The 20,401-nt window shown below is 54.0% G+C and carries 19 protein-coding genes; 3 read left to right on the forward strand and 16 right to left on the reverse strand.

Going from position 1 to position 20,401, the window contains the following annotated elements; translation table 11 throughout:
• Positions 1-2 precede the first annotated feature (2 nt).
• Both AC1AY0_RS05790 and AC1AY0_RS05795 read right to left on the reverse strand, forming a co-directional pair.
• Complete coding sequence (locus AC1AY0_RS05790) at positions 3-626, reverse strand: DUF47 domain-containing protein (protein WP_101626253.1); 624 nt, start codon at positions 624-626, stop codon at positions 3-5.
• 14 nt (positions 627-640) lie between these two features.
• The gene (locus tag AC1AY0_RS05795; protein ID WP_101626254.1) at positions 641-1,693 is read right to left on the reverse strand and encodes an inorganic phosphate transporter; all 1,053 of its coding nucleotides are present in this window, start codon (positions 1,691-1,693) and stop codon (positions 641-643) included.
• A 222-nt stretch (positions 1,694-1,915) separates the two neighbouring features.
• Between AC1AY0_RS05795 and AC1AY0_RS05800 the strand changes: the two genes are divergently transcribed.
• Complete coding sequence (locus AC1AY0_RS05800) at positions 1,916-3,208, forward strand: alpha-amylase family protein (RefSeq protein ID WP_101626255.1); 1,293 nt, start codon at positions 1,916-1,918, stop codon at positions 3,206-3,208.
• Positions 3,209-3,362: 154 nt separating this feature from the next.
• On the opposite strand, the gene AC1AY0_RS05805 is transcribed toward AC1AY0_RS05800, so the two are convergent.
• The 3 genes from AC1AY0_RS05805 to AC1AY0_RS05815 form a co-directional block, all read right to left on the reverse strand.
• The gene (locus tag AC1AY0_RS05805; protein ID WP_476523294.1) at positions 3,363-5,336 is read right to left on the reverse strand and encodes a DEAD/DEAH box helicase; all 1,974 of its coding nucleotides are present in this window, start codon (positions 5,334-5,336) and stop codon (positions 3,363-3,365) included.
• A 162-nt stretch (positions 5,337-5,498) separates the two neighbouring features.
• Positions 5,499-6,788 carry a uracil-xanthine permease family protein gene (locus tag AC1AY0_RS05810; RefSeq protein WP_476523293.1) on the reverse strand — a complete coding sequence of 430 codons (1,290 nt, stop codon included), beginning with the start codon at positions 6,786-6,788 and terminating at the stop codon, positions 5,499-5,501.
• Positions 6,789-6,911: 123 nt separating this feature from the next.
• Positions 6,912-7,742: a histidine phosphatase family protein gene (locus AC1AY0_RS05815; RefSeq protein WP_152209401.1), complete on the reverse strand. Its 831-nt coding sequence runs from the start codon at positions 7,740-7,742 to the stop codon at positions 6,912-6,914.
• Between the two features lie 230 nt (positions 7,743-7,972).
• On the opposite strand from AC1AY0_RS05815, the gene AC1AY0_RS05820 reads away from it, so the two are divergent.
• Positions 7,973-9,583: a PolC-type DNA polymerase III domain-containing protein gene (locus AC1AY0_RS05820; protein WP_476523292.1), complete on the forward strand. Its 1,611-nt coding sequence runs from the start codon at positions 7,973-7,975 to the stop codon at positions 9,581-9,583.
• Between the two features lie 53 nt (positions 9,584-9,636).
• Here AC1AY0_RS05820 and dtd read toward each other — a convergent pair whose 3' ends face one another.
• Entirely contained in the window at positions 9,637-10,122 is a 486-nt protein-coding gene (dtd, locus tag AC1AY0_RS05825) for a D-aminoacyl-tRNA deacylase (RefSeq protein WP_476523291.1), read from the reverse strand.
• A 66-nt stretch (positions 10,123-10,188) separates the two neighbouring features.
• On the opposite strand from dtd, the gene mmuM reads away from it, so the two are divergent.
• The gene (mmuM, locus tag AC1AY0_RS05830) at positions 10,189-11,163 is read left to right on the forward strand and encodes a homocysteine S-methyltransferase (protein ID WP_476523290.1); all 975 of its coding nucleotides are present in this window, start codon (positions 10,189-10,191) and stop codon (positions 11,161-11,163) included.
• A 32-nt stretch (positions 11,164-11,195) separates the two neighbouring features.
• Here the strand turns inward: mmuM and AC1AY0_RS05835 are convergent, their stop codons facing one another.
• From AC1AY0_RS05835 to AC1AY0_RS05880, 10 genes are all read right to left on the reverse strand, one after another.
• Positions 11,196-11,510: a hypothetical protein gene (locus AC1AY0_RS05835; protein ID WP_476523289.1), complete on the reverse strand. Its 315-nt coding sequence runs from the start codon at positions 11,508-11,510 to the stop codon at positions 11,196-11,198.
• A gap of 191 nt (positions 11,511-11,701) precedes the next feature.
• Positions 11,702-12,139 (reverse strand): hypothetical protein, encoded by a 438-nt coding sequence (locus AC1AY0_RS05840; RefSeq protein ID WP_476526031.1) that lies wholly within the window; start codon positions 12,137-12,139, stop codon positions 11,702-11,704.
• Positions 12,140-12,386: 247 nt separating this feature from the next.
• Positions 12,387-13,571, reverse strand: coding sequence for a hypothetical protein (locus AC1AY0_RS05845; protein ID WP_476523287.1), 1,185 nt, complete (start codon positions 13,569-13,571; stop codon positions 12,387-12,389).
• Positions 13,572-13,738: 167 nt separating this feature from the next.
• Positions 13,739-14,782 carry a tRNA (adenosine(37)-N6)-threonylcarbamoyltransferase complex transferase subunit TsaD gene (gene tsaD / locus AC1AY0_RS05850; RefSeq protein ID WP_476523286.1) on the reverse strand — a complete coding sequence of 348 codons (1,044 nt, stop codon included), beginning with the start codon at positions 14,780-14,782 and terminating at the stop codon, positions 13,739-13,741.
• On the reverse strand, positions 14,779-15,345 hold the full coding sequence (rimI, locus tag AC1AY0_RS05855) for a ribosomal protein S18-alanine N-acetyltransferase (protein WP_476523285.1): 567 nt from the start codon (positions 15,343-15,345) through the stop codon (positions 14,779-14,781). The genes tsaD and rimI overlap by 4 nt, the downstream gene beginning before the upstream one ends.
• Entirely contained in the window at positions 15,345-16,157 is an 813-nt protein-coding gene (tsaB, locus tag AC1AY0_RS05860) for a tRNA (adenosine(37)-N6)-threonylcarbamoyltransferase complex dimerization subunit type 1 TsaB (protein WP_476523284.1), read from the reverse strand. Before tsaB ends, rimI begins: the two co-directional genes overlap by 1 nt.
• Before the next feature lie 113 nt (positions 16,158-16,270).
• Entirely contained in the window at positions 16,271-16,831 is a 561-nt protein-coding gene (gene tsaE, locus AC1AY0_RS05865; protein ID WP_476523283.1) for a tRNA (adenosine(37)-N6)-threonylcarbamoyltransferase complex ATPase subunit type 1 TsaE, read from the reverse strand.
• A 14-nt stretch (positions 16,832-16,845) separates the two neighbouring features.
• Positions 16,846-17,814, reverse strand: a complete 969-nt coding sequence (gene holA, locus AC1AY0_RS05870) for a DNA polymerase III subunit delta (protein ID WP_476523282.1) — start codon at positions 17,812-17,814, stop codon at positions 16,846-16,848.
• Positions 17,815-17,876: 62 nt separating this feature from the next.
• On the reverse strand, positions 17,877-19,640 hold the full coding sequence (locus tag AC1AY0_RS05875; RefSeq protein ID WP_476523280.1) for a ComEC/Rec2 family competence protein: 1,764 nt from the start codon (positions 19,638-19,640) through the stop codon (positions 17,877-17,879).
• A complete protein-coding gene (locus AC1AY0_RS05880; protein ID WP_476523279.1) occupies positions 19,637-20,347 on the reverse strand; it encodes a ComEA family DNA-binding protein in 711 nt (236 codons plus the stop codon). Before AC1AY0_RS05880 ends, AC1AY0_RS05875 begins: the two co-directional genes overlap by 4 nt.
• Between the last annotated feature and the right edge of the window lie 54 nt (positions 20,348-20,401).

Here is a 20,401-nt window from a genome sequence, read left to right on the forward strand (position 1 = left end):
TATCAGCTGTTTTTCATGACGATGCTGTCGACCACGTTGGCCACGGATTCGCAGTTGTCTGCACACTGCTCAAGATGGCGGAATACATCATGCCATGCGAATACCTGCAGCGGATCGGTACAAGTGGTATGCAGCGTGTGCATGGCTTCGATGAACACATGATCGGCATCGGTTTCGATGGTATTGATGGCGAACACGCGTTCGCGTAACGTCTTGGAACGCTTGAACTGCGGCAGCTCGCCGATAAGACCTTCAATCTGATCACAGGCATGCGAAACCATTTCGGTCATCTGCAATGCTTCAGGGCGAACATCCGTCACATTGTCGTAGTACATGCGGTCGAGCACACCTTCGATGCTGTCGATCACATCATCCAACACATAGCTCAACTGTCCGATGTCTTCACGATCGAACGGCGTGATGAAAGCGGTTACCAGCTCATCCATCAAACGGTGGCGAACCTTGTCGGCCGACTGCTCGATGCGATGCATTTCCTCCATGCTGTCCTTCAACTGTTCAGGGTCGAAGTTGTGCATCACTTCGCTTAAAAGATGCGCGGCCTGGCATGCGTATGCAGCGCTCTCGCGGAATCCGTCGAAGTAGAAGGAATCGTTTTTTCTTGCCATTGCTAGGTTCCTTTCTAGAACACGAACATGAAGAGTTTGGCCATAGCAAAGCTGATGAGGCCACAGCCGGGGAAGGTGAATACCCAGGTGAGCATCATGTCTCGTACTACGCCGAAGTTGATAGCGGAAAGACGGCGGACCGCGCCCACGCCCATGATGGCGCTGGTTTTGGTATGTGTGGTGGAAACCGGGATACCGAGCACAGTCATCACTAACAGGCAGAGTGCACTGGAAAGGTCGGCGGAGAAGCCTTGGTATTTCTCCAATTTGACCATGTCCATGCCTACGGACTTGATGATCTTCTCACCGCCGACCGAAGTGCCTATACCCATGATGGTGCTGCACAGAATCATCAGCCATACCGGAATCACCACACCGGCCACAGAAGATTGGCCGTTGCAGAAGGCCATGCCGAGGAATAATACGCCGATGAATTTCTGGCCATCCTGAGCACCATGCATGAAACTGTTAGCTGCCGCGCCGACGATCTGCGCATACGTGAAAACGCCGTTCGTGCGTCGGCGGTCGAAGCCTGCGCAAATCAAAGTCACAATCTTGCAGACAATCCATCCCATACCGAAGCCGATGACAAGGCTGGCCACCAAGCCGTACAGTACTTTGACCCACTCGCCCATATTGACGCCGGCGATGCCACCTTGAATCGCGATGGCTGCGCCGGTCAGGCCTGCGATGAGGCTATGGCTTTCGGACGTTGGGATGCCCAGCATCGATGCACCCACGCTGTATACCACAATGGAGAAAAGCGCCGCACATAAGGCAATGAGTGCGGAATGCGTATCCCCTCCGAAATCGACCATGTTGGAGATGGTGGAGGCTACGGACGCATTGAATTGCGTCATCAAAAAAACGCCGAGGAAGTTGAAGATGGCCGCCATGATGACCGCGGAGCGTACACGCATGCAACGGGTGGTCACACATGTGGCAATGGCATTGGGGGCGTCGGTCCAGCCATTGACAAAGATGACTCCGAGCGTCAACAACGTTGTTACAGCTAAGGCTGGGTTGGAGAATACCTGCTGGATGAAATAGGCCAAGGATACGTCCACGGCTAATCTTCACCTTCTTCTTCGGGGGCGGCGGAAAGTCGTCACACCGATTGTAACCGATTGGTGACTACGTAGTGCGCATTCGTGGCGTCGCAACATGATCTTCTTAATGAGACAGCTCAATCATTCACAAAAGGTGGCAGTCAGCATTCATTAAGGTGCACTCGTGTTTTTTCCTTAACAATGTGAGAAAATAGACGCAGTGTCAATAGGAGGTGTGTGATGGTTGTAAGCACTGACGAGGGGCGTAACTTACCGGATTGGGTGCGTTATGGCGTGTTCTGGCAGGTGTATCCATTGGGGTTCTGCGGCGCGGATATTCGACCTCAGGGCCCTCGCACCTTCAACGGCCGCGGTCTTGATTCCATGATTGATTGGCTGGAATACGCGCGCAATCTTGGCGCATCTGGTCTGCTATTGGGACCGATTTTCGAATCGTCCACGCATGGGTACGACACGCTGGATCACATGCATGTCGACGTGCGGCTGGGTGGTGACGCTGCATTCGACCGTTTGGCCGACGCATGCCGAAACATGGGTTTGCAGTTGATTCTTGACGGCGTGTTCAATCATGTGAGTCGCCAGCATCCGGCGGTACAGGCCGCATTGGATGAAGCCGCAGGGCAGTCGACTGCTGATAATCCTTGGCATGGCTTGGTTCGTGCGCATTTGGGACAGGATGGACAGCCACAGCTGGATGTATTCGAGGGTCATGGCGATCTGGTTGATCTCGACCATGATGCGCCGGAAACCGTGGAATATGTGGCGCGAGTGATGAATCATTGGCTTGATCGCGGTGCCGCAGGCTGGCGATTGGATGCCGCTTATGCCGTGCCTACCTCGTTCTGGGCCAAGGTATTGCCACAGGTGAAAGCCACACACCCGTATTCCTGGGTGTTCGGAGAAGTGATTCATGGCGATTACCCACAGATCGTTGCGGACGCATCACTGGATTCGGTCACGCAATATGAGTTGTGGAAGTCGATTCAGCATGCCCTGGAAACCGATAATTTCTTTGAGTTGGATTGGAATCTCAAACGTCATAACGCGTTTTTGGATTCATTTGTACCGCAAACATTCATCGGCAATCACGATGTGACACGCATTGCCTCGCAAATCGGCCCGGAAAAAGCTGCACTGGCATTGGCCGTATTGATGACCGTTGGCGGCGTGCCAAGCATTTATTACGGTGACGAGCAGGGCTATGTGGGCGTCAAACAGGAACGATTCGGTGGCGATGATGATGTGCGGCCAAAGTTCCCGCTCTCTCCTGTCGAATTATCCAAGCTTGGTGAGCCCACGTACCGACTGCATCAGGCACTGATTGCGCTACGCCGCCGTAACCCGTGGCTGTTGGATGCTCGTACCGAAGCAATCAAGTTGGAGAATAAACGATTCGTCTATCGTTCGGTAAGTGCAGACGGCAATCATTCGTTAACCGTATCGCTCAGTGTTGAAACAACACCAACGTTTACGATAACCGACACCAACGGCACAGTACTGTACCGGTATTAGTCAACCGTCGTACAACGGCTCCCCTCAGTCAGCTACGTCTTTTTGGCTCCCTCTGATGAGGGAGCCGGCGCACGGAATGCGACTGAGGGAGAGAAAAAGCTGAAGGGTTGCAGTGTTTTGCACTGCAACCCTTCAGCTTTTTCTCAAGGACACATTAGCGACGCCCGGAACGAGTACCTTGCATACGGAATGGAGTACGCCTCGTTTTGGATTGTTTGCCGAAATGCTTGGTATGGCGCTGCTGGGAGCCTTCCGTATTCCCATACTTTGCCTGCATACGGCGCTCGTGACGCTTTGCAGCCTCTCCACGTTCGTCTACGATAATGCGGTTCTCGTTACGGCGATGAATACGCTTGCCACCGTTCGAACCAGCGCGATCATCGTCGCGGCGACGGTTGCGAGCATCCGCACCACGACGAGTATCATTACGCCAATCGCCGCGCTTGCCAGCTTCCTGGCGATAATCCTTGCGATGGTTGCCGCCTGAATGCCTACGTTCCTCGGGATGCTCGAATAAGTAGTCTCGACGCTCGGCCTCACGATCGCTTAGACCAGCTCGACGCTCAGCACGATTCGGTTTACGAGGCTTGCTCGACTTTGCATCACGAGCCTGACGCTCCATATCGCGCTTGGCCTGCTCTGCAGCTTCCAAACGTTCGGCGGCGCGGCGACGTCGACGGTCCTTCTTGCGGGCATTACGCTCCTGCTCAAGCTGACGAGCGCGAGCCTCGCGCTCCTCTTTGCTCAGGCGCGGAGTTTCCTGCTTGCCGCCACGACGCTTGCCACCGACCGGCTGAGACTTGTCGAGATTCCAATCGTTGACGATAGGCGCGCGCTCCCCCACCAGCTCCAATACTTCAGGAGATTCATGGGTAACCTCAACCGGCTTGACGGTGATTCCGGCTTCGCGAAGCATACGACGGGTCTGGCGGCGCTGTTCGGGAAGCACAATAGTCACCACATCACCGGCGCGACCGGCACGAGCGGTACGGCCCGAACGGTGAAGGAAAGCCTTAGGATCTTCTGGCGGCTCCACCTGCACTACAAGTTCCACGCCGGAGACATCAATACCACGAGCAGCCACATCGGTGGCCACCATTACATGTACGTCACCGGATTCGAAAGCGGCCAGGTTACGGTCGCGCTGGTTCTGGTTCAGGTTACCATGCAGTTCCGCTGCCGGAATACCGTTCTGCGTGAGGTTCTTGGCGAGCTTCTTGGTTTGGAACTTGGTACGAGTGAAGAGGATGCGCTGCCCCACGCCTGAAGCAAGCGTGCGCACCAGCTCATGCTTATCCGTGCGAGTGGTTTCGAATACGTGATGGGTCATCAGATCCGGTTCAGCGTTGGCTTCATCCACGCTGTGCACCTTCGGGTCCTTCAGGAATTCCTCCACCACCGTATCCACGCCATGATCGAGCGTTGCGGAAAACAGCATGTGCTGGGCATCAGGACGAACCTGCTCAAGCAGTCGCTTGACCGGAGGCAGGAAGCCCATGTCCGCCATTTCATCGGCTTCGTCGATAACCACGACTTCGACGCTGGACAGCGTCAGGTGCTTTTGACGAAGTAAATCCTCAAGGCGGCCAGGGCATGCGACCACAATATCCGCGCCTTGGCGCAGATCGCGCACCTGACGGTTCTGGTTCACGCCACCGTACACCGTGGTGGTGCCAATGCCGTATACGTGCGCCAGCGGAGCGATCACATCATTGATCTGGTTGGCAAGCTCGCGAGTTGGAGCCAGCACCAATCCGCGCGGATGCGGCAGAAAATCGTCAGCTCGGCGTTCTTCCAGCTTTTCCTGCTTACGACGTTTGATTTCACGGCGGAATTCTTCCATTGCCAACTCGCCGAGCGAATCATATTCGCCAAGGCGCGCAACCAGCGGAATGGAAAAAGCCAAGGTTTTACCAGAACCGGTACGACCGCGACCGAGAATATCACGTCCGGACAGGGAATCAGGCAGGGTATCGGCTTGGATAGGGAAAGCGGTTTTCTTATCGTCACGGGCAAGTTCGCGAACAATCGGTCCAGGTACGCCTAGCTCGCCGAAAGCAATCGGACGGGTTTCTTCGCCGTTAGTCATAGCAGTATCGGCGGCATCTTCAAATTTGGTATAGGGCACAGTGGCCTTTCATCATCAGGCACGCACAGTAATCGCGTGAAATATGCAAACCACCTGAGCCTAGCCCAAGCCCCCTACTTTATGAGCTTCCCGGCGTAATAAAAACCCACCGTGGGCGCAACGCCACACGGTGGGAGCAGGTATCGGCAGTGCTGCCGCACATTACAGGATGTCCGGATCATCCTTCTCGATGGTGCCGGTCGCCTTACCGATGGCCTTCAGACCGTGGTAGGCCACCAGAATCACGATGGTACCGATGGCGATGCCGTTGAAGGAGGTTCCGGCAACGGTAAAGGCGAACTGGCCGATGGCGATAATCATCGTGATGGCGGCCACCATGATGTTGAGCGGCTTATCGAAGTTGACCTTGTTCTCAACCCAGATGCGTACGCCGATCATGCCAATCATGCCGTACAGCAGTGTGGTCACACCACCGAGCACGCCGGCTGGAATCGTGTTGATCACAGCGCCGAACTTCGGGCACAGAGACAGAATCAGAGCGAATACCGCGGCACACCAGTAGGCTGCGGTGGAGTACACCTTGGTGGCGGCCATCACGCCGATGTTCTCGCCGTAGGTGGTGGTGCCGGAGCCGCCGCCAAGACCGGCGAGCGTGGTGCCCAGACCATCGGCCATCAGAGCGGTGCCAATTTGGTTGTCGTAATCACGGCCGGTCATCTGGGCCACGGACTTCACGTGGCCGACGTTTTCAGCCACAAGCACGAGCACCACCGGGATGAACATCGGCAGAATCGTGAAGTCGGCCTGCGGCAGGTGGAACTTCGGGAAGCCGATCCAACCGGCATCGGCGATGGCGGAGAAGTCGACCTGGCCGCGGAAGCAAGCGTAGATGTAGCCGATGAGCACACCAATCAGAATGTTGAGACGGCCAAGCAGCCCCTTGAACAGCACAGCCACCAGCAGCACAGCCAGCAAGGTCACGATGGCGGTATCCGGCGCGGCCTGGAAGTTCGTCCATACGGACGGCGCCAGGTTGAAGCCGATGATGGCCACAATGGCACCATTGACCACCGGCGGCATGATGATATCAATCCACTTGGCGCCGGCGTAATGCACCAACACACCGATCAGAGCCAGCAGAATACCGGTGACCATAATACCGAAGCTGGCCACGGCGATGCCCTTATTGGCGGTGGTGACCGCGGTGATAGGGGCGATGAAACCGAATGAAGAGCCAAGGTAGCTCGGCAGCACGTTCTTGTTGATCAGCAGGAACAGTGCGGTGGACATTGCGGTGAAGAACAGAGTGGTGGACGGATCGAATCCCGTCAGGATCGGCACCAGGAAGGTGGCGCCGAACATGGCGATGACGTGCTGGGCGCCGATGCCTGCGGTGCGCACCCATGTCAGGCGCTCATCAGGCTCCACGACTTCGCCGGGCTGCAAGGTCTTACCATCGCCGTGCAGCTGCCATTGGAAAATGTTGGTCATGTACTTCTCTCCTCGCTTGTGGCTGAGGGCGCGGCCTTACCTTCAGCCGCGCGCTGCCCGCCATTGTAGCGCATGGAGATGCTATGAAATGGCACACATCGTGCCGCCGGTATTAGGCCGTGGTTATTTGCCGTAGTACTCCAACAAATGCGGGTCCACCGTACGCACCACGTCCACGAGGTCACCATTGGAAAGGTACGGGCGTTTGAATTCGCGCCACGGCTCCACCTTAACCTCCCAGCGACCGGTTTCCGGATCCTGCACAGGTCGTGCCGTCTGTTCCCAACGTACACGCTTGGAAGTGCGTCCGGTTTCCGGATCACGGCGGGAGTAATGCAGGCAGGTGCAATTGGTGATGCGCCATTCGTCGGCATCGGCACGATGCAAAAATTCCTCATCGGACAGATCTTCGATGGTGAGCATCAAAGCCAGCATGAAATCGCCGTGCGTGACCATCACCACCGATTCGGCATCGGATTTGCGGCTCAAGGACGTCAGTACATTGTGCACACGGTCCTCGGCCACATCAGCGATGGATTCACCTGCCGGCGGACGCCAATACAGCGGATCCGTGTTCTTGAACATCCAGTTGCGCGCATAGTTGGTTTTGAATTCGTCTTTGGTAATGGTATTGATTTCACCCCAGGAGCGTTCACGAATCACGCGATTTTCCTCCCACTTGGCCTTCGGCAAAGCCATGGTGGCAGCGGTTTCTCGCGTGCGCACATATGGGGACACCAAGTAACGGTCGAATAGCTGCTGCTGGCTGACAATCCATCTACCGATGCAATCAGCCTGCTTACGACCGGTGGCGGTCAATCGCCAAGAACGATCCGGAACAGTGACATTATCTTGCGTATACAACGATTCATCGCCCTGTTCACCGGCCTGAACAATAACGTTGGCTTCAGATTCGCCATGCCGAATCACATACAAATCAAGCGGCATGCTCATACTGCGCAGTTCCTCATTTCTTCTAACATCTCTTACGTCTTACGGCTTATTACGGCTCCCACGCCATATCCGTATCGCTCATTGCCCACTACCCTACCCGAAACGCCTATAGCTGGAGCTCTTCTTCCCCAAGCTGAATTGAAGAATTCACCGACCGTTCAGCGTTGGCTTGGCTGCAATATTGTTTTGTTCTTCCGCAATGAAACGTATACGCACTACGATGGGCAGGTATGGGGAATAATTCAAAAATTGACCGTTCATGGCTCACTTCCGCTAAGGAAAGCATTAGCCAATGGTCATACATTATGTTGAAGGATGCAGATAATAACGATATTGATTGGGATTGGGCGCGTTCGCTCGATCTCGAACATGGTATTGGCGTAGCCTCGCCGGCTGATTTGGAACCGGGTGCTACTTCGAATGTGCATGATTTGTTGAAGACTGACCTTGAGATTCGCGATCGCTTGGAGGCGATTATCGCGAAAATGAGCATGGTGTTCATGCGCGATTTTGATCGTCGTATCAAGACTTATGAGCTGCCGCGCGCTTTGGCGTATGCAGATCGTCGTTTGAATGATCAGATTGTGCTGTTGCGCGATCGTGGCGTGGCCGAAGGCCTGTGGACCGTTACCGATGAGGAACGCCAGCGTGTGACAGTTCCAGTTTTGACTGCTGCGCGTGACGGTGTGGTCGTAGATGATATTCAGGATCATACGGCGGAAATCGTCAACGCTCGCGCTGAGCAGCGCAAGGCTGATCGTGCCGCGCGTGAAGCGCAACGGCACCAACGCCAGATGGCATTGTTCAATGCCGATGAGGTGAAATATGGCTCCGTTGAAGCGGGTCCGGACGAGTCCGCTCCCGCGGATTCCAATTCGGACGCTGGTTCCCCCGACTATTTGGTTGAGGCACAGCCAGTGATTAATGACGATAATCCAGCAGCACCGGATACTGACCAGACTGTGGTGAGTGAGACTGCTGTTTCCGAACCTACGTTCGCGCAATTCCGCCATGCCGCCGCCGAACATGTGGCATCACGTCAGTCGTCGGAAACCAAGGAGTATTGGCGCGCCGTATTCCTTCCGGGGCGCGACGTAGACAAGGTGATGGGCATTGATTTGGAAACCAATGGCACTGAGCCTTACCGCACGTACATCATCGATGTCGGCTTCGAATATATGAACATGAAGTCGCCTCGTCCGGCTGATGCACCGTCCGATTACACCTATGACAAGGATTACTATCAGGGCGGCGACGCCTATGACCAGCATCGGTATTCGTTTGGCGTGACTCCGGAAGCAGCCCGCCATGGCAATCCGTTCATCATCCAGTTGACTGGTATTGATGTGAGTAAACGTGTGGGTGACGAATATCCTCTATTCGATGAAGATGTTGAAGCCCAGGCGGATTTGCTGAAGCGTCTGACCGCACAACCGTTTGTGGCCCATATGGCCACCTTTGAGCATAGCTTCTTCATGCTCAATGTGGCCGGATATGCGGAGGCATATCGCAATGGTCATGTGACGATTATCGATACGCTGCCGATGAGCCGTCTATGGGATGAGGGTTCTATTCCTTGCGAAGGTCATCCGGATGGCGATAACACGTTGGATGCCTATGCCAAGCGTCAAGGCGCATTGCGCGAAGATGACGCGGAACGCCATCTCGGTTTGGAAGATACGCATATCATGCTGTTGGCCATGAAGCATCATTTGACGCAGCTCAAGGCTGAGGCTCGTGGCCCGTGGGGACCGGAAGGCAAGGCCGGCGTGGGTGGCAAGCGCATCGTCAAGAAACGTCACTTCGTCAGGCACGAACGTCGCACACCTATCTACGACTAGTACCAACCCTGGTTCCCCTCACTGAGGGGAGCCAAACTGTCGAGTACAGTCCACTATTTCTTATGCGGCATATCCGTTTCAGTATCAATAATGATGGTCACCGGCCCGTCATTGACGAGTCCAACACGCATATGCGCGCCGAACCGCCCTTCTCTCACAGGTACTCCCCCGCTGCGCAATGCTTCATTGAACTTAATCCATGTGATATCGGCATGCTCGGGCTTGCCTGCCTTGATAAAACTCGGGCGATTGCCTTTGTGCACGTCGGCGTATAGCGTGAATTGGGAAATCGAAAGAATCTCGCCGCCAATATCCTGAATCGAACGATTCATTTTGCCTTGCTCATCCTCGAATACACGAAGATTAAGCACTTTATGAGCAAGCCAAGCCACTTCAGCGTCACCATCCGCATCTGAAACACCAACCAGAATCATGTATCCGGGGCCTATCTGCTGCGGCTCAAACGTGGGGTCAAGGGTTCCCAGCTCATTAACAACATCTACGCTGGCGTGGCTTACTTTCTGGATTACAATACGCATACGCTTGATTATGCCACGGCAAATCGCTTACGGAAGTAAGCCAAGAGCACTGTCAGGAGGGAATCCATGCATCACGTCATCGAACAAGCATTCGAGGCACAATCCCCGCTTATCATCGACGGTGCGATGGCCACTGAGTTGGAGAAGCGTGGCGTGGATACAGCGAACGAATTATGGTCTGCGATGGCTTTGATCCGTGACCCCGAAGCTGTGCGCAATGTGCATGAGTCATATTTCGAAGCTGGCGCAAACATTGCAATCACCAACACGTATCAGGCGAATATCCCAGCATTTGAACGACTTGGGTTCACTCATGCGGAAGCAAAACGCCTTATTGCCACAGCAGTGAATCTGGCGTTGGAGGCACGAAAGCGGTATCAGCAACAGTATCGCAGCATCGATGGCGCTGTAACTACTGAGAACAGCACAACATCTGACCGCCCACTACTGGTGGCAGGCAGCGTGGGACCGTATGGAGCGTTCCTGGCAGACGGCAGCGAATACACCGGGGCTTATCATCTTTCCGATGCCGATTATCGTGATTTTCATCGCGAGCGCATGCGTATTCTCGCTGATTCAGGAGTGGATGTGTTCGCTTGTGAAACCATGCCGAATATTGGCGAGGCTCAAGCATTGTTTGGCTTACTCGCGGAAGAGTTTGCCGATACTGAAGCGTGGGTGTCCTTCAGTTTGAAAGATTCCCATCATTTATGCGATGGCACACCGCTTGAAGAGGCGGTAGCCGCAGCTGATGCATGTTCTCAAATTGGCGCCGTGGGCATCAATTGCGTTCCGATTCACATCGTTGCGGAAGCCATCAGCGTTGTGCGGAGCGCCACTGACAAGCCGATTATCGTCTATCCGAATAATGGGGACATCTATCATCCTGAAACTAAGACGTGGACGCCGAATCCCAATGGCTTAACGCTCGCCGGATTGGCTTCGCAGTGGGTTGCAGCCGGTGCCGCGCTTATCGGCGGTTGCTGCCGTACCTCTCCCGCCGATATTCGCGACTTGGCTCGCACGATTGGCTCGCGTTAAAGGGTTGGAGCGCCAGCCAACCCTTTAAGCAATCAGTTGGATTCGCTAGTGTTGCTCAGACTTGTGGTAATGCGCTGTTCCACATTGTTGTATGCCTGAGAAAGCAGCAGATTGCCTGGAACAGTAGTCAGCAGGAATGCAAGTATTGCTGCGATAACCGACATGACAATACCTTTGATAATTTTGGCCACGATTTTAAAGGCTATGTATGCCACTACCGCGCCCACTACGAAGGTCAGTGCAGTTTGCGCAGTGCTCGGCAAATTGCCATACCATAGTGCGACTCGATCAAAAATAGATAAATCCAAGTTCGACAAATCAATGTTAGTCAAATCAATCCCTGACATAATTCCTCCCTTACAGCAAACAATTGTTGCTTATCCTGCCTTATTACGCTGGGAAAACAGACAAAATACCCTGTATTCATCGCATTCTGTGCACATGATCTCGCACAGAACCATTCTTTAGAAGAACAGCAGAGCGATTCAACCAGATTCACCGAACAAAGTGGCCAGCTTAGTATCCGCCAGCTGTTCCATCAGCCATTGCCATGGTCGATTTCGGTCCAGGTCTTGCCGTCATTGTTGAGGTACAGGTAGTCAGTCATCGACTGCTCTCCTGTGCTGAGCGACGCGTTGGTACCGTCACACGTGAAATCGACAGTGGCCATGAAGATTCGATCACGCCCATATTGTTTGTATGCCTCGTAGATAGCAGACGAATAGGCAGCTGACTCAGCCTTGAACTTGTCTTCAAGATCAAGCATCCGATCAGCCATCTGTTCGTCATACGAGATCTTCTCAATGGTGCATCCCTTGAATTCAGAGAAGACCTTAGCGGTTGTCTGTCCGGCTGTTTGAAGCTGCGCGTCGGTAAATTTACTGGATTTGGAGAACGAGTACGTGATATGTGACGTATCAGCCGGACGATCAACATACCAGGCCAATCCAACTCCGGCACCAATCAACAGAATCACGGCAATGCAAGCTACGATAATTTGTCGCCCATGTCCCGAACTATTTGGGGAATGTGCCACGTTGTGATTGTTTCCAGATGATTCCATTGTTCGCACCGCATTCTTAAGAGCCTTCTTGATGTTGATGACCGGATTATTCCTCCGCCTATCTAGGCAAGACAACCGCCATACGAAAAATCTGTATGTTTCCATATCTCTTCAGAGGCACGGAAACCCTACCGATACCGGCATTTACCAGTAAAACTTATTACTGTGCATCACTATCGGAAACATCTTCGTTGGACGGTTCCAACACTGTCAGATTATTGCCAGACAAATCCACATCGAGAACAGCATGATCGAAACTATCCAGCACAGGCAATGCCGTTGGCGCCTCATGCAAAGCCTTCGCTAGCCGCGCAAAGCTTGTGTGCATGTTCAAACTGCTTTTACCCGCAACCCGAACAGGAATCTTAATAGAATCAATTTGCATAATGTTTAATGCATCGACAATATCGACGAGCTGTTGCTGGCGTAACGCAATCTCTGAGAGTTCATCATGTAAAGCTGCTTCAACATGCGGCAACGAACGACGGTCATTCTCCGCTTCAGCCGCGACTTTTTCCAAAATCACGGTACGGGCGCGCAATGCAAGCGTCTCATATGTCTGATAAACCAAGCATTCAAAACTGGAAATGGATTGTTCCTTGTTTCCCGTGAGCTCTGCCATAAGATCGGGGCCATAGACATGCGACTCTTTTGAGTACTTGGACACAGTCTCATTCCAACGTTCCAATTGCTCAATATAGCGGTTAGCCAAACGGTTTAAATCACCAAACGCTGACGATGCTGGAGACATAACCGGAATCGAGGCTTGGTCAAGTAAATATCCTCTCACTTTGTCCGATTCACGCAAAGCAGTTCTTATGATGGCTCGATCGTCGCTTTGCATACGGTTATCAATCAAAGTCACGGCGCGCTGTATGCTGTCAAGTTTTTTGTTCATCTCATGTGCGGACAACATATCACCCACCATTGCGAACCCTACGGTAGCAATCAGTGGGCCTAGAGCAATACCGCTTATCGGAGAGAGCACAGGCACGAATGCAGCATGACCGGAGAAACCAGATTTGCCAGAAGATCGGACCATGCTGCGGAATCCACCTCCGACAGCAGGCACCAGATCTTTAATGGTAGATCCCGCGGGAAGCATGACTTGGAATAAGCCATCTGTAGACAATGATTTACTGAACTGGGATGCAGCTTGACTCACACCCTTAGCAAAAGCACCCGCAGTGTGAGCCACAACATCTTCAGGAGCTCTCCTTGCCGGTTCCTCTGAACGGGAAATCAACACAGCATCCTGATTAAGAATCATTCGGAGGATCTTCTCCGTCGTGAATTCTCCCTCAATCGGACGTAACGGCATTACTGCGATTTCTTTAGTGCTCATGCAAACTCCATTCTCAACGCCACAATTATACAGATGACTGTATTATCGTCATCTGCGCAGTGGTGGCATAAAACTCGTTGCACAATACTCGTTAGGAGTTGGAACTAAGCGGTCTCATCATGCCAGCCTCTCAACACATTGAACTTGAACTCGACGATGCCACCGGCCTACATCGACACCTTGGTCAGGGGCATCGCGGAATCGATTGGGAAGTCGGGAGCGCTAGGGGCCACGCCGGCTTCGACCAGATTCACGCCGAGCATGGCAACCATGGCACCGTTGTCGGTGCACAGTTTGAGCTGCGGAATACGCACCTCTACGCCGTGCTGCTCACCGTATTCGAGCAACTTGGCCCTGAGCTGCGAGTTGGCGGAGAAACCACCACCCACAATCAGCGTATTGGAACCATACTGCTCACAGCCGCGCAGGGCCTTACGAGCCAACACAGTCGCCACCGAATCCGCCAAGGAGGCGCAGACATCGTCCACCGGGATTTCATGACCGGCAGCCTGCTCGCCTTCCACCCAGCGCGCCACAGCGGTTTTCACGCCGGAAAAACTGAAATCATACGGGTGCGCGGCACCAGCCTTGCCCTGAGTCAAGCCCATAGGCACCTTGATAGCATGCGGGTCGCCATGCTGCGCATGACGGTCGATATGAGGGCCGCCCGGGTAGGGGAAGCCAAGCAGTCGGGCCACCTTGTCGAAGCACTCCCCTGCCGCATCATCCAACGTGGTGCCCACCACATCAATCTTGCGAGGCATATCCTCCACATGCAGCAACGACGTATGGCCGCCAGAAACAATCAACGCCAGCGTATCCGGCGGGAACGCGCCGAACTGCAGCTGGGTGACCGCAATATGCCCAATCACATGATTGATGCCGTAAATCGGCTTGTTTGCAGCCCAAGCCAACGCTTTAGCTCCAGAAACACCTACGGCAAGGCAGCCAGCAAGGCCCGGGCCTGCTGAAACTGCAATGACATCTATATCCGCCAACGTCATGTTGGCGTCTGCGAGTGCCTTGGAAACGCATGGCACGAAAGCTTCTGCATGCGCGCGTGAGGCGATTTCCGGAATCACACCGCCGTAGCGCGCATGTTCCTCCATTGAGGAAGCCACTACGTTGGAGAGCAGTTCGCGTCCGCGCACGATGGCTGCCGCGGTTTCGTCGCAAGTGGATTCAATGCCCAGTACAATCGGCTCACTCATGATTGCTGCTCCTGTTCGTCGGTTATTTCATTAGCGGTCTCGGCTGCTGCACTCTGTGTTCCCGAGCTTTGGAAACCTACAACGCGTGGTTGCAATTCCAAGGCCATCACGTAGGCGTCAATACCTTCCGGCTGGTAGTAGCGTTTGCGCAAACCTATGCGTTCAAATCCGAAGCCGTGGTAGAGCGCGATGGCCGGCTCATTGACCACGCTGACTTCCAGCAGCATGCGCTTTGCGCCTTGTTCACATGCTCGATGGATAAGATCCGTCATGAGTGCGCGGGCGATGCCTTGGCGTTGGTAGGTTTTGCCGACTCCCACGTCCATAATCTCTGCGTCTTCGCCGTCATACCAGTATCCCGCGAATCCGCGTACAGTGCAGGACTCAGATTCCAACGAATCCTGCTGTTGGTCGATATCAAATACGTAGGTTCGTCCTGGCATTTCCAGTTCTTGCCGAACCGAGGCTTCGCTCCATGCATGATTGCCGAATAATTCGACTTCCAACGCTCGCATGGCGGCAACGGCTTGTTCATGGCCGATTTCGTGTTGTGTGACGAGCATCAGGCGTTACGCTCCGCGCCTTCATGACCCAGCACATGTTTCAATGGTGCCGGGATTTCCGCATCCGGACGCCTCAGATACAACGGTTCGACCGGTGCGTTCGGATGCTGCTGAGCATTCAGTTCGGCTTCACTCGCAAAAATGCTGAGTCCTTGTGCACCTTGATCAAGCACTGAGGAATCCTCGATATCACCCAAGTGTTCGATTCCGGACAATACGGAGGCGTACTTGTTCGCACCGTGGCCGATTACGTCCACGATGACCTCGCCATCAACGGTTGCGGCGTATGCTGCGACTGTCTCATTCACACGGGTCACAATGGATGCTGGATAATCGATGTCCATGGCGATAAGCGGCGTGGTGAGCGTGGGCACAGATGCAGATTCGGTACCGGTAAGCGGGCTCAAGCAGAGTTCGAAATACAGCTGTTTGCGTCGTGCATCGTTGACCGCCAACGTCAAGACATGAAGGCTGCTCGGATCGCCAAGTGTGCCGCGTGCTCCACGACGAATCAGATTCCATTGGGCTTGTGGCTCCAACACGTTCTGCCCGATGAGCGTGGCACCGGTGGCGAAGGCGAGCGCTTTAGCGGTCACCAGTCCTGCGCGGAGTCCGGTAAATGGTGCCGGGCCCACGCCTGCAACAATGGCAGTGATGTCTTGAGGCGTGCAGCCAGCCTGCTCTATTGATCGCGCGATGTTGACTTGCAGTTGCTCCACATGGGTGCGGGAATCCGTTTCCACGATGGGTTCATGCCCCACCACGCCGACTGTCGAACCGAATGAGGTGTCAATCACCAGCGTGCAACCCATGTATCCTCCTAGCAGTGCAAACTTCCCGATCGCAGACGCTGCAGCCAGCCATCAACGACCTTGAGAAAAACCTTTAGAGAGTGTACATCGAGGAGTCTATGGACGCATGCGGGTTACAGGCTGAAGTGTTCCCAGCGTGCTCCCACGGGAATGAAGGTAACGGTTCTCAACCCGTTGCTGGTGAGTTCGTTTTCATTTCCATTCTCGCTCGAATCGTTGTCAAGAGACCGGTCGATATGGATTTCCAGACGTTCACTGGCCAACGCCGTGGCCATCTGTTCGCCCCATTCCATAAGAATGACGGTGTTTTCGCCGGGATCTTCAAGCTCTTCATCAAGGCCAAGCGATTCCAGTTCGTCGAGCAGTCTTCCGATGGCATCCTGACCTGGCGCGTAGGATGTGCCGCCCAAACGGTATGCGTCCACATGAATCAGGTGTGCAGCACTACCATCTGTAAACCGACCGTCGAGTTCGCGGGCGATGGTGAAAGTAGGAGAAACGATTGGTTCACTGATACCAAGTCCCGCACCAAATCCTTGGGCAAAAGTGGTTTTTCCAGCGCCAAGCGGCCCGGAGAGCAAGAGCACATCGCCTCCATGAGCCAAGCCTGCTACACGTTTGCCGAGTTCTTGCATGGATTCGCTTGTGGGAGCGGAAACCGTGATGGTTGTCATTGCAATGCCGTCCTTTATCGCCCTTTATGACTGATGTCTTCGATGCAGCGTTCCAGCGCGTACAGCGGGTCGCCGCCATTGGTTTTGCTTTGTTCGTCGGCCCACGCCAACATACGAATGCAATGGGACATGCCCGCTGAAGTCCAGCCGCCTAGCTGGCGGGTGGCGTTACGCAATACCCAAGGATTGGTTTTTGCTTCGGCTTGCGATATGGTTCCGGATTTCACTGCTGCGGCTTTGGCCAATGTGCGCAGTTTCATGGCCAGCGCACCAATTAACGCAATCGGGTCAGTGCCTTGTTCCACTGCAGAACGCATCATAACAATGGCTTGTGCGGTCTGCCCTTCTATGGCCTTGTCTGCCACAGCGAAACCGGTGACCTGCGGGTTAGCTGTCAAATACTGGTTGACGCGATCCAGTCCAATGGGATTATCGTCGAAGTCAAAGCACAGTTGCTCGCACATGGCGGCGAGTTCACCGGTTTTGCCACCTAATACCGCAACCAACTGTTGTGCGGCGGCAGGTTCGATACGACGTTTGCGCTTTTCGAATTCCTGATACACGAAATTCAGTTGAGCATCCGGTTTCTTAAGATCCGGCACCTCTTCCTTGCGAGCGCCGGCTTTGATCAGTTGATCGAGGATGCGCTTGCCTTTCACGCCACCCTCATGTTGGCAAATCACCACACTCGAGCCGGCAGGATCTTTACTGGCTTGTTTGGTATAGGCAATGATGGCTTCGGCAAGTTTTTCATCCGCGTTCTGCAGGTTGTCTACTCGCACTACGGCTACATCGGATAGCAGTGAGGGGCTGACCGCCTCATCAAACGCGTATTGGTCGGCGTTGGTGGCATCCAATTCGATGAGTTCCGCATCAGGACGCGCCTTCAACGCTTCAGCGCATAGCTCTTTGACTCGTGAAGCATTCAGGTATGAGTCTCCCCCGGGAACCACTTTCACCGGCGCGTTTACTGTTTTGGCCATAGGCTCCATCTCGCCACATGCGTTGGACAATCGTTGGAATCAGTTATCGCAGCGTCAGCCCACTATCGTCGCGCAAGAAGATGTATGGTTTCCTGCCACCACAGTGATATACGCACCCGTCGAGCCGCATGCGAGCCGAATCGTTCACCCGGTAGTCCAGACTCGATATGGCGATGTCTCCACCAATGGCGAACAGTCATCAGTATCGCAGCTATTGCACCCTCCACCGCAAGTACCAGCAACGCGCCACCCACGCCTCCAGCCCACGGCATTGTCGCCATATCAGATCCTCCCAGCCATTGCGCGATACGCTCCATCACCAGCGTGCACCATGATGACATTTGCGCCAGAGCATATGCAGGAGCAGGCGCACACCATGCACAGCATAAGGCCAACAGCCCGGTAATCGTAGCCAAAGAAACAAAGGGAGATACCAGCAGATTAGCTGGCACCGACAGTACCGGCAGTTCTGGTTCCATCAACACTTGAATCGGCATAGTGAACAGTTGAGCAGCCACAGTCATCGCCATAGCCTGAGCTATTGGCCGCGGTAGAACGTGGCATAGTACGCGTTCTATACGATTCGCATACAGCACTATTCCCAACACCGCAGCACATGACAATGCAAACCCATAGCTCTGCGACATCTGCGGGTTGAGGACAAGCACACCAATCACAGTCCAGCACAAAGCGCTTAACGCTTGCGATCTTCGCCCGAATGCGTAACATAACGCACCCATCAGCCCCATAATGAGCGCACGCGTCACAGAATCGCCAGGGAACACTATTGCACTCAATGCCATATATGCGGCTGCCATGAAGACAGCAATCACTCGCCTATCTGCCAGCAACCACATCCCTATCCGGCGAATCAACGCGGCAAGCAGCACAAAATGGCCTCCTGACACCGCCATAAGATGCATAATGCCAGCTTTGCGAAACGAATCCTCAACAGTGCTCGCATACGTATCGTCAATAGGCGTGGACTGCGATGACGCGTCGAAATAATCCTGACCAAGTACACCCATGGTCATACCGGGAACCAGAACACGCCCCTGATCCGATAATGTATCCGTGACACGAAAGAATGATTGCTGCATTCGCGTCACCACACTGCGATGCCACGGTGGAGCTCGCATATGTACTATCGGCTCAGGGTTCGATGGCGATGCTGTTTCAGCCAGAAACCATAATGGCATTCGCCCGTATTCGGCATTGCATAATCTGCCAATAATTCGGTACTGGGCACCGCGTTGCAATAAGGCACATTCGCTGCGTGCCGCATACAGTCTGACTGAAGCGAACGAGCGTTGCGAAATACCGTTCACGATAACGGCATTCAACCGCATATCAACCTGACAGTCATAATCACGATGGTCGGAAACCAATACTGGAGTCGTTGCACTGCCCTCCACGATGATGGTGGCGGAATCATCGGCTCTGACATGCTGAAATGCCGGATCAAGCCAGGTGAGCGTGTCTGCCGCCACTGCGACCGTTGCGGCGATGCTGGCTGCCGCGATGCATACCGATAGCATTGCCGACCATACAACTTTGGCCCGCATCATGCAGATCAGCGCAAGCAACAGTAGTGCGATACCCGTTACGAATACAGGTACCACCAGTGGCAGCAATCGATGAATCAACAATTGCAGCAATACTGGTATGCCATCTGATGCTTCACTATCCAGCGCAGGTTCCTGACGTTGGCTCCACACCGTAAACAGTTGATGCGCGCATAGACTGGCCATCCACATACTCATGGCGACTGGGAGCAGCCGATGATCACGACTTCCCTGCTCTCGCGCAATACGATCGGCGGTCATTCAATTCTCACCTGCCCTCGCATTTTTTCCAATGTTTTGGCCCCGATACCAGGAACATCCAGTAATTGATCGACTGACGTGTATCGTCCTATTGCTGCTCGATGGTCAAGAATGCGTTGCGCAGTAACCGGTCCAACGCCGGTAATGGATTGCAGCTCCTCCAGTGAGGCTGTATTGATGTTGACTCGCGTGTCTGGAACTGAAGTCTGATCAGCGGAATCTGAATCGCCCTGTGCAGAGGATTCAGTATCGGATTGCTGGCTATTGTTTTGCGATGTGTCCGGTGAGGTTCCATTGATATTGCTGGAATCTGCAGCAGTACCAGATGCTGTATCGGAAACACTCGAATACTCTTGACCGACCGCGGTGAGATTCATGGATTGCTGCACAATAAGCGCAAAACTGAGCCCTAAGACTGCGACCAATAGCAGAATCACTACTAAGGCATGCCCTGGCGAAAACATCATCCGAGGTTGGTCTCTCACTGCTCGCGGACGGTCAATATCAGCGTCCGTGGAACGTACACCAATCAGTGAATCCAGTGAGGCTTTACTGTGCGCTTTGGCTGGACGTAATGAATTGGCGTGTACGCTGTTGTTCGCGTCGCTGGTATCAGGGCTGTCATGCGTGATCGCTTGTGGTGGAGAAATGGCGTCAGAGCCTGGTGGCGGCGGAACAAAGTCTGGTTCAGCCGAGATTTTCGGCATGGCTTCGCCATCCTCGGGAAGGCCATGCAATCGCCGAGCTGCCGGTGATGATGC

It is taken from the genome of Bifidobacterium sp. LH_416 (assembly GCF_056357055.1).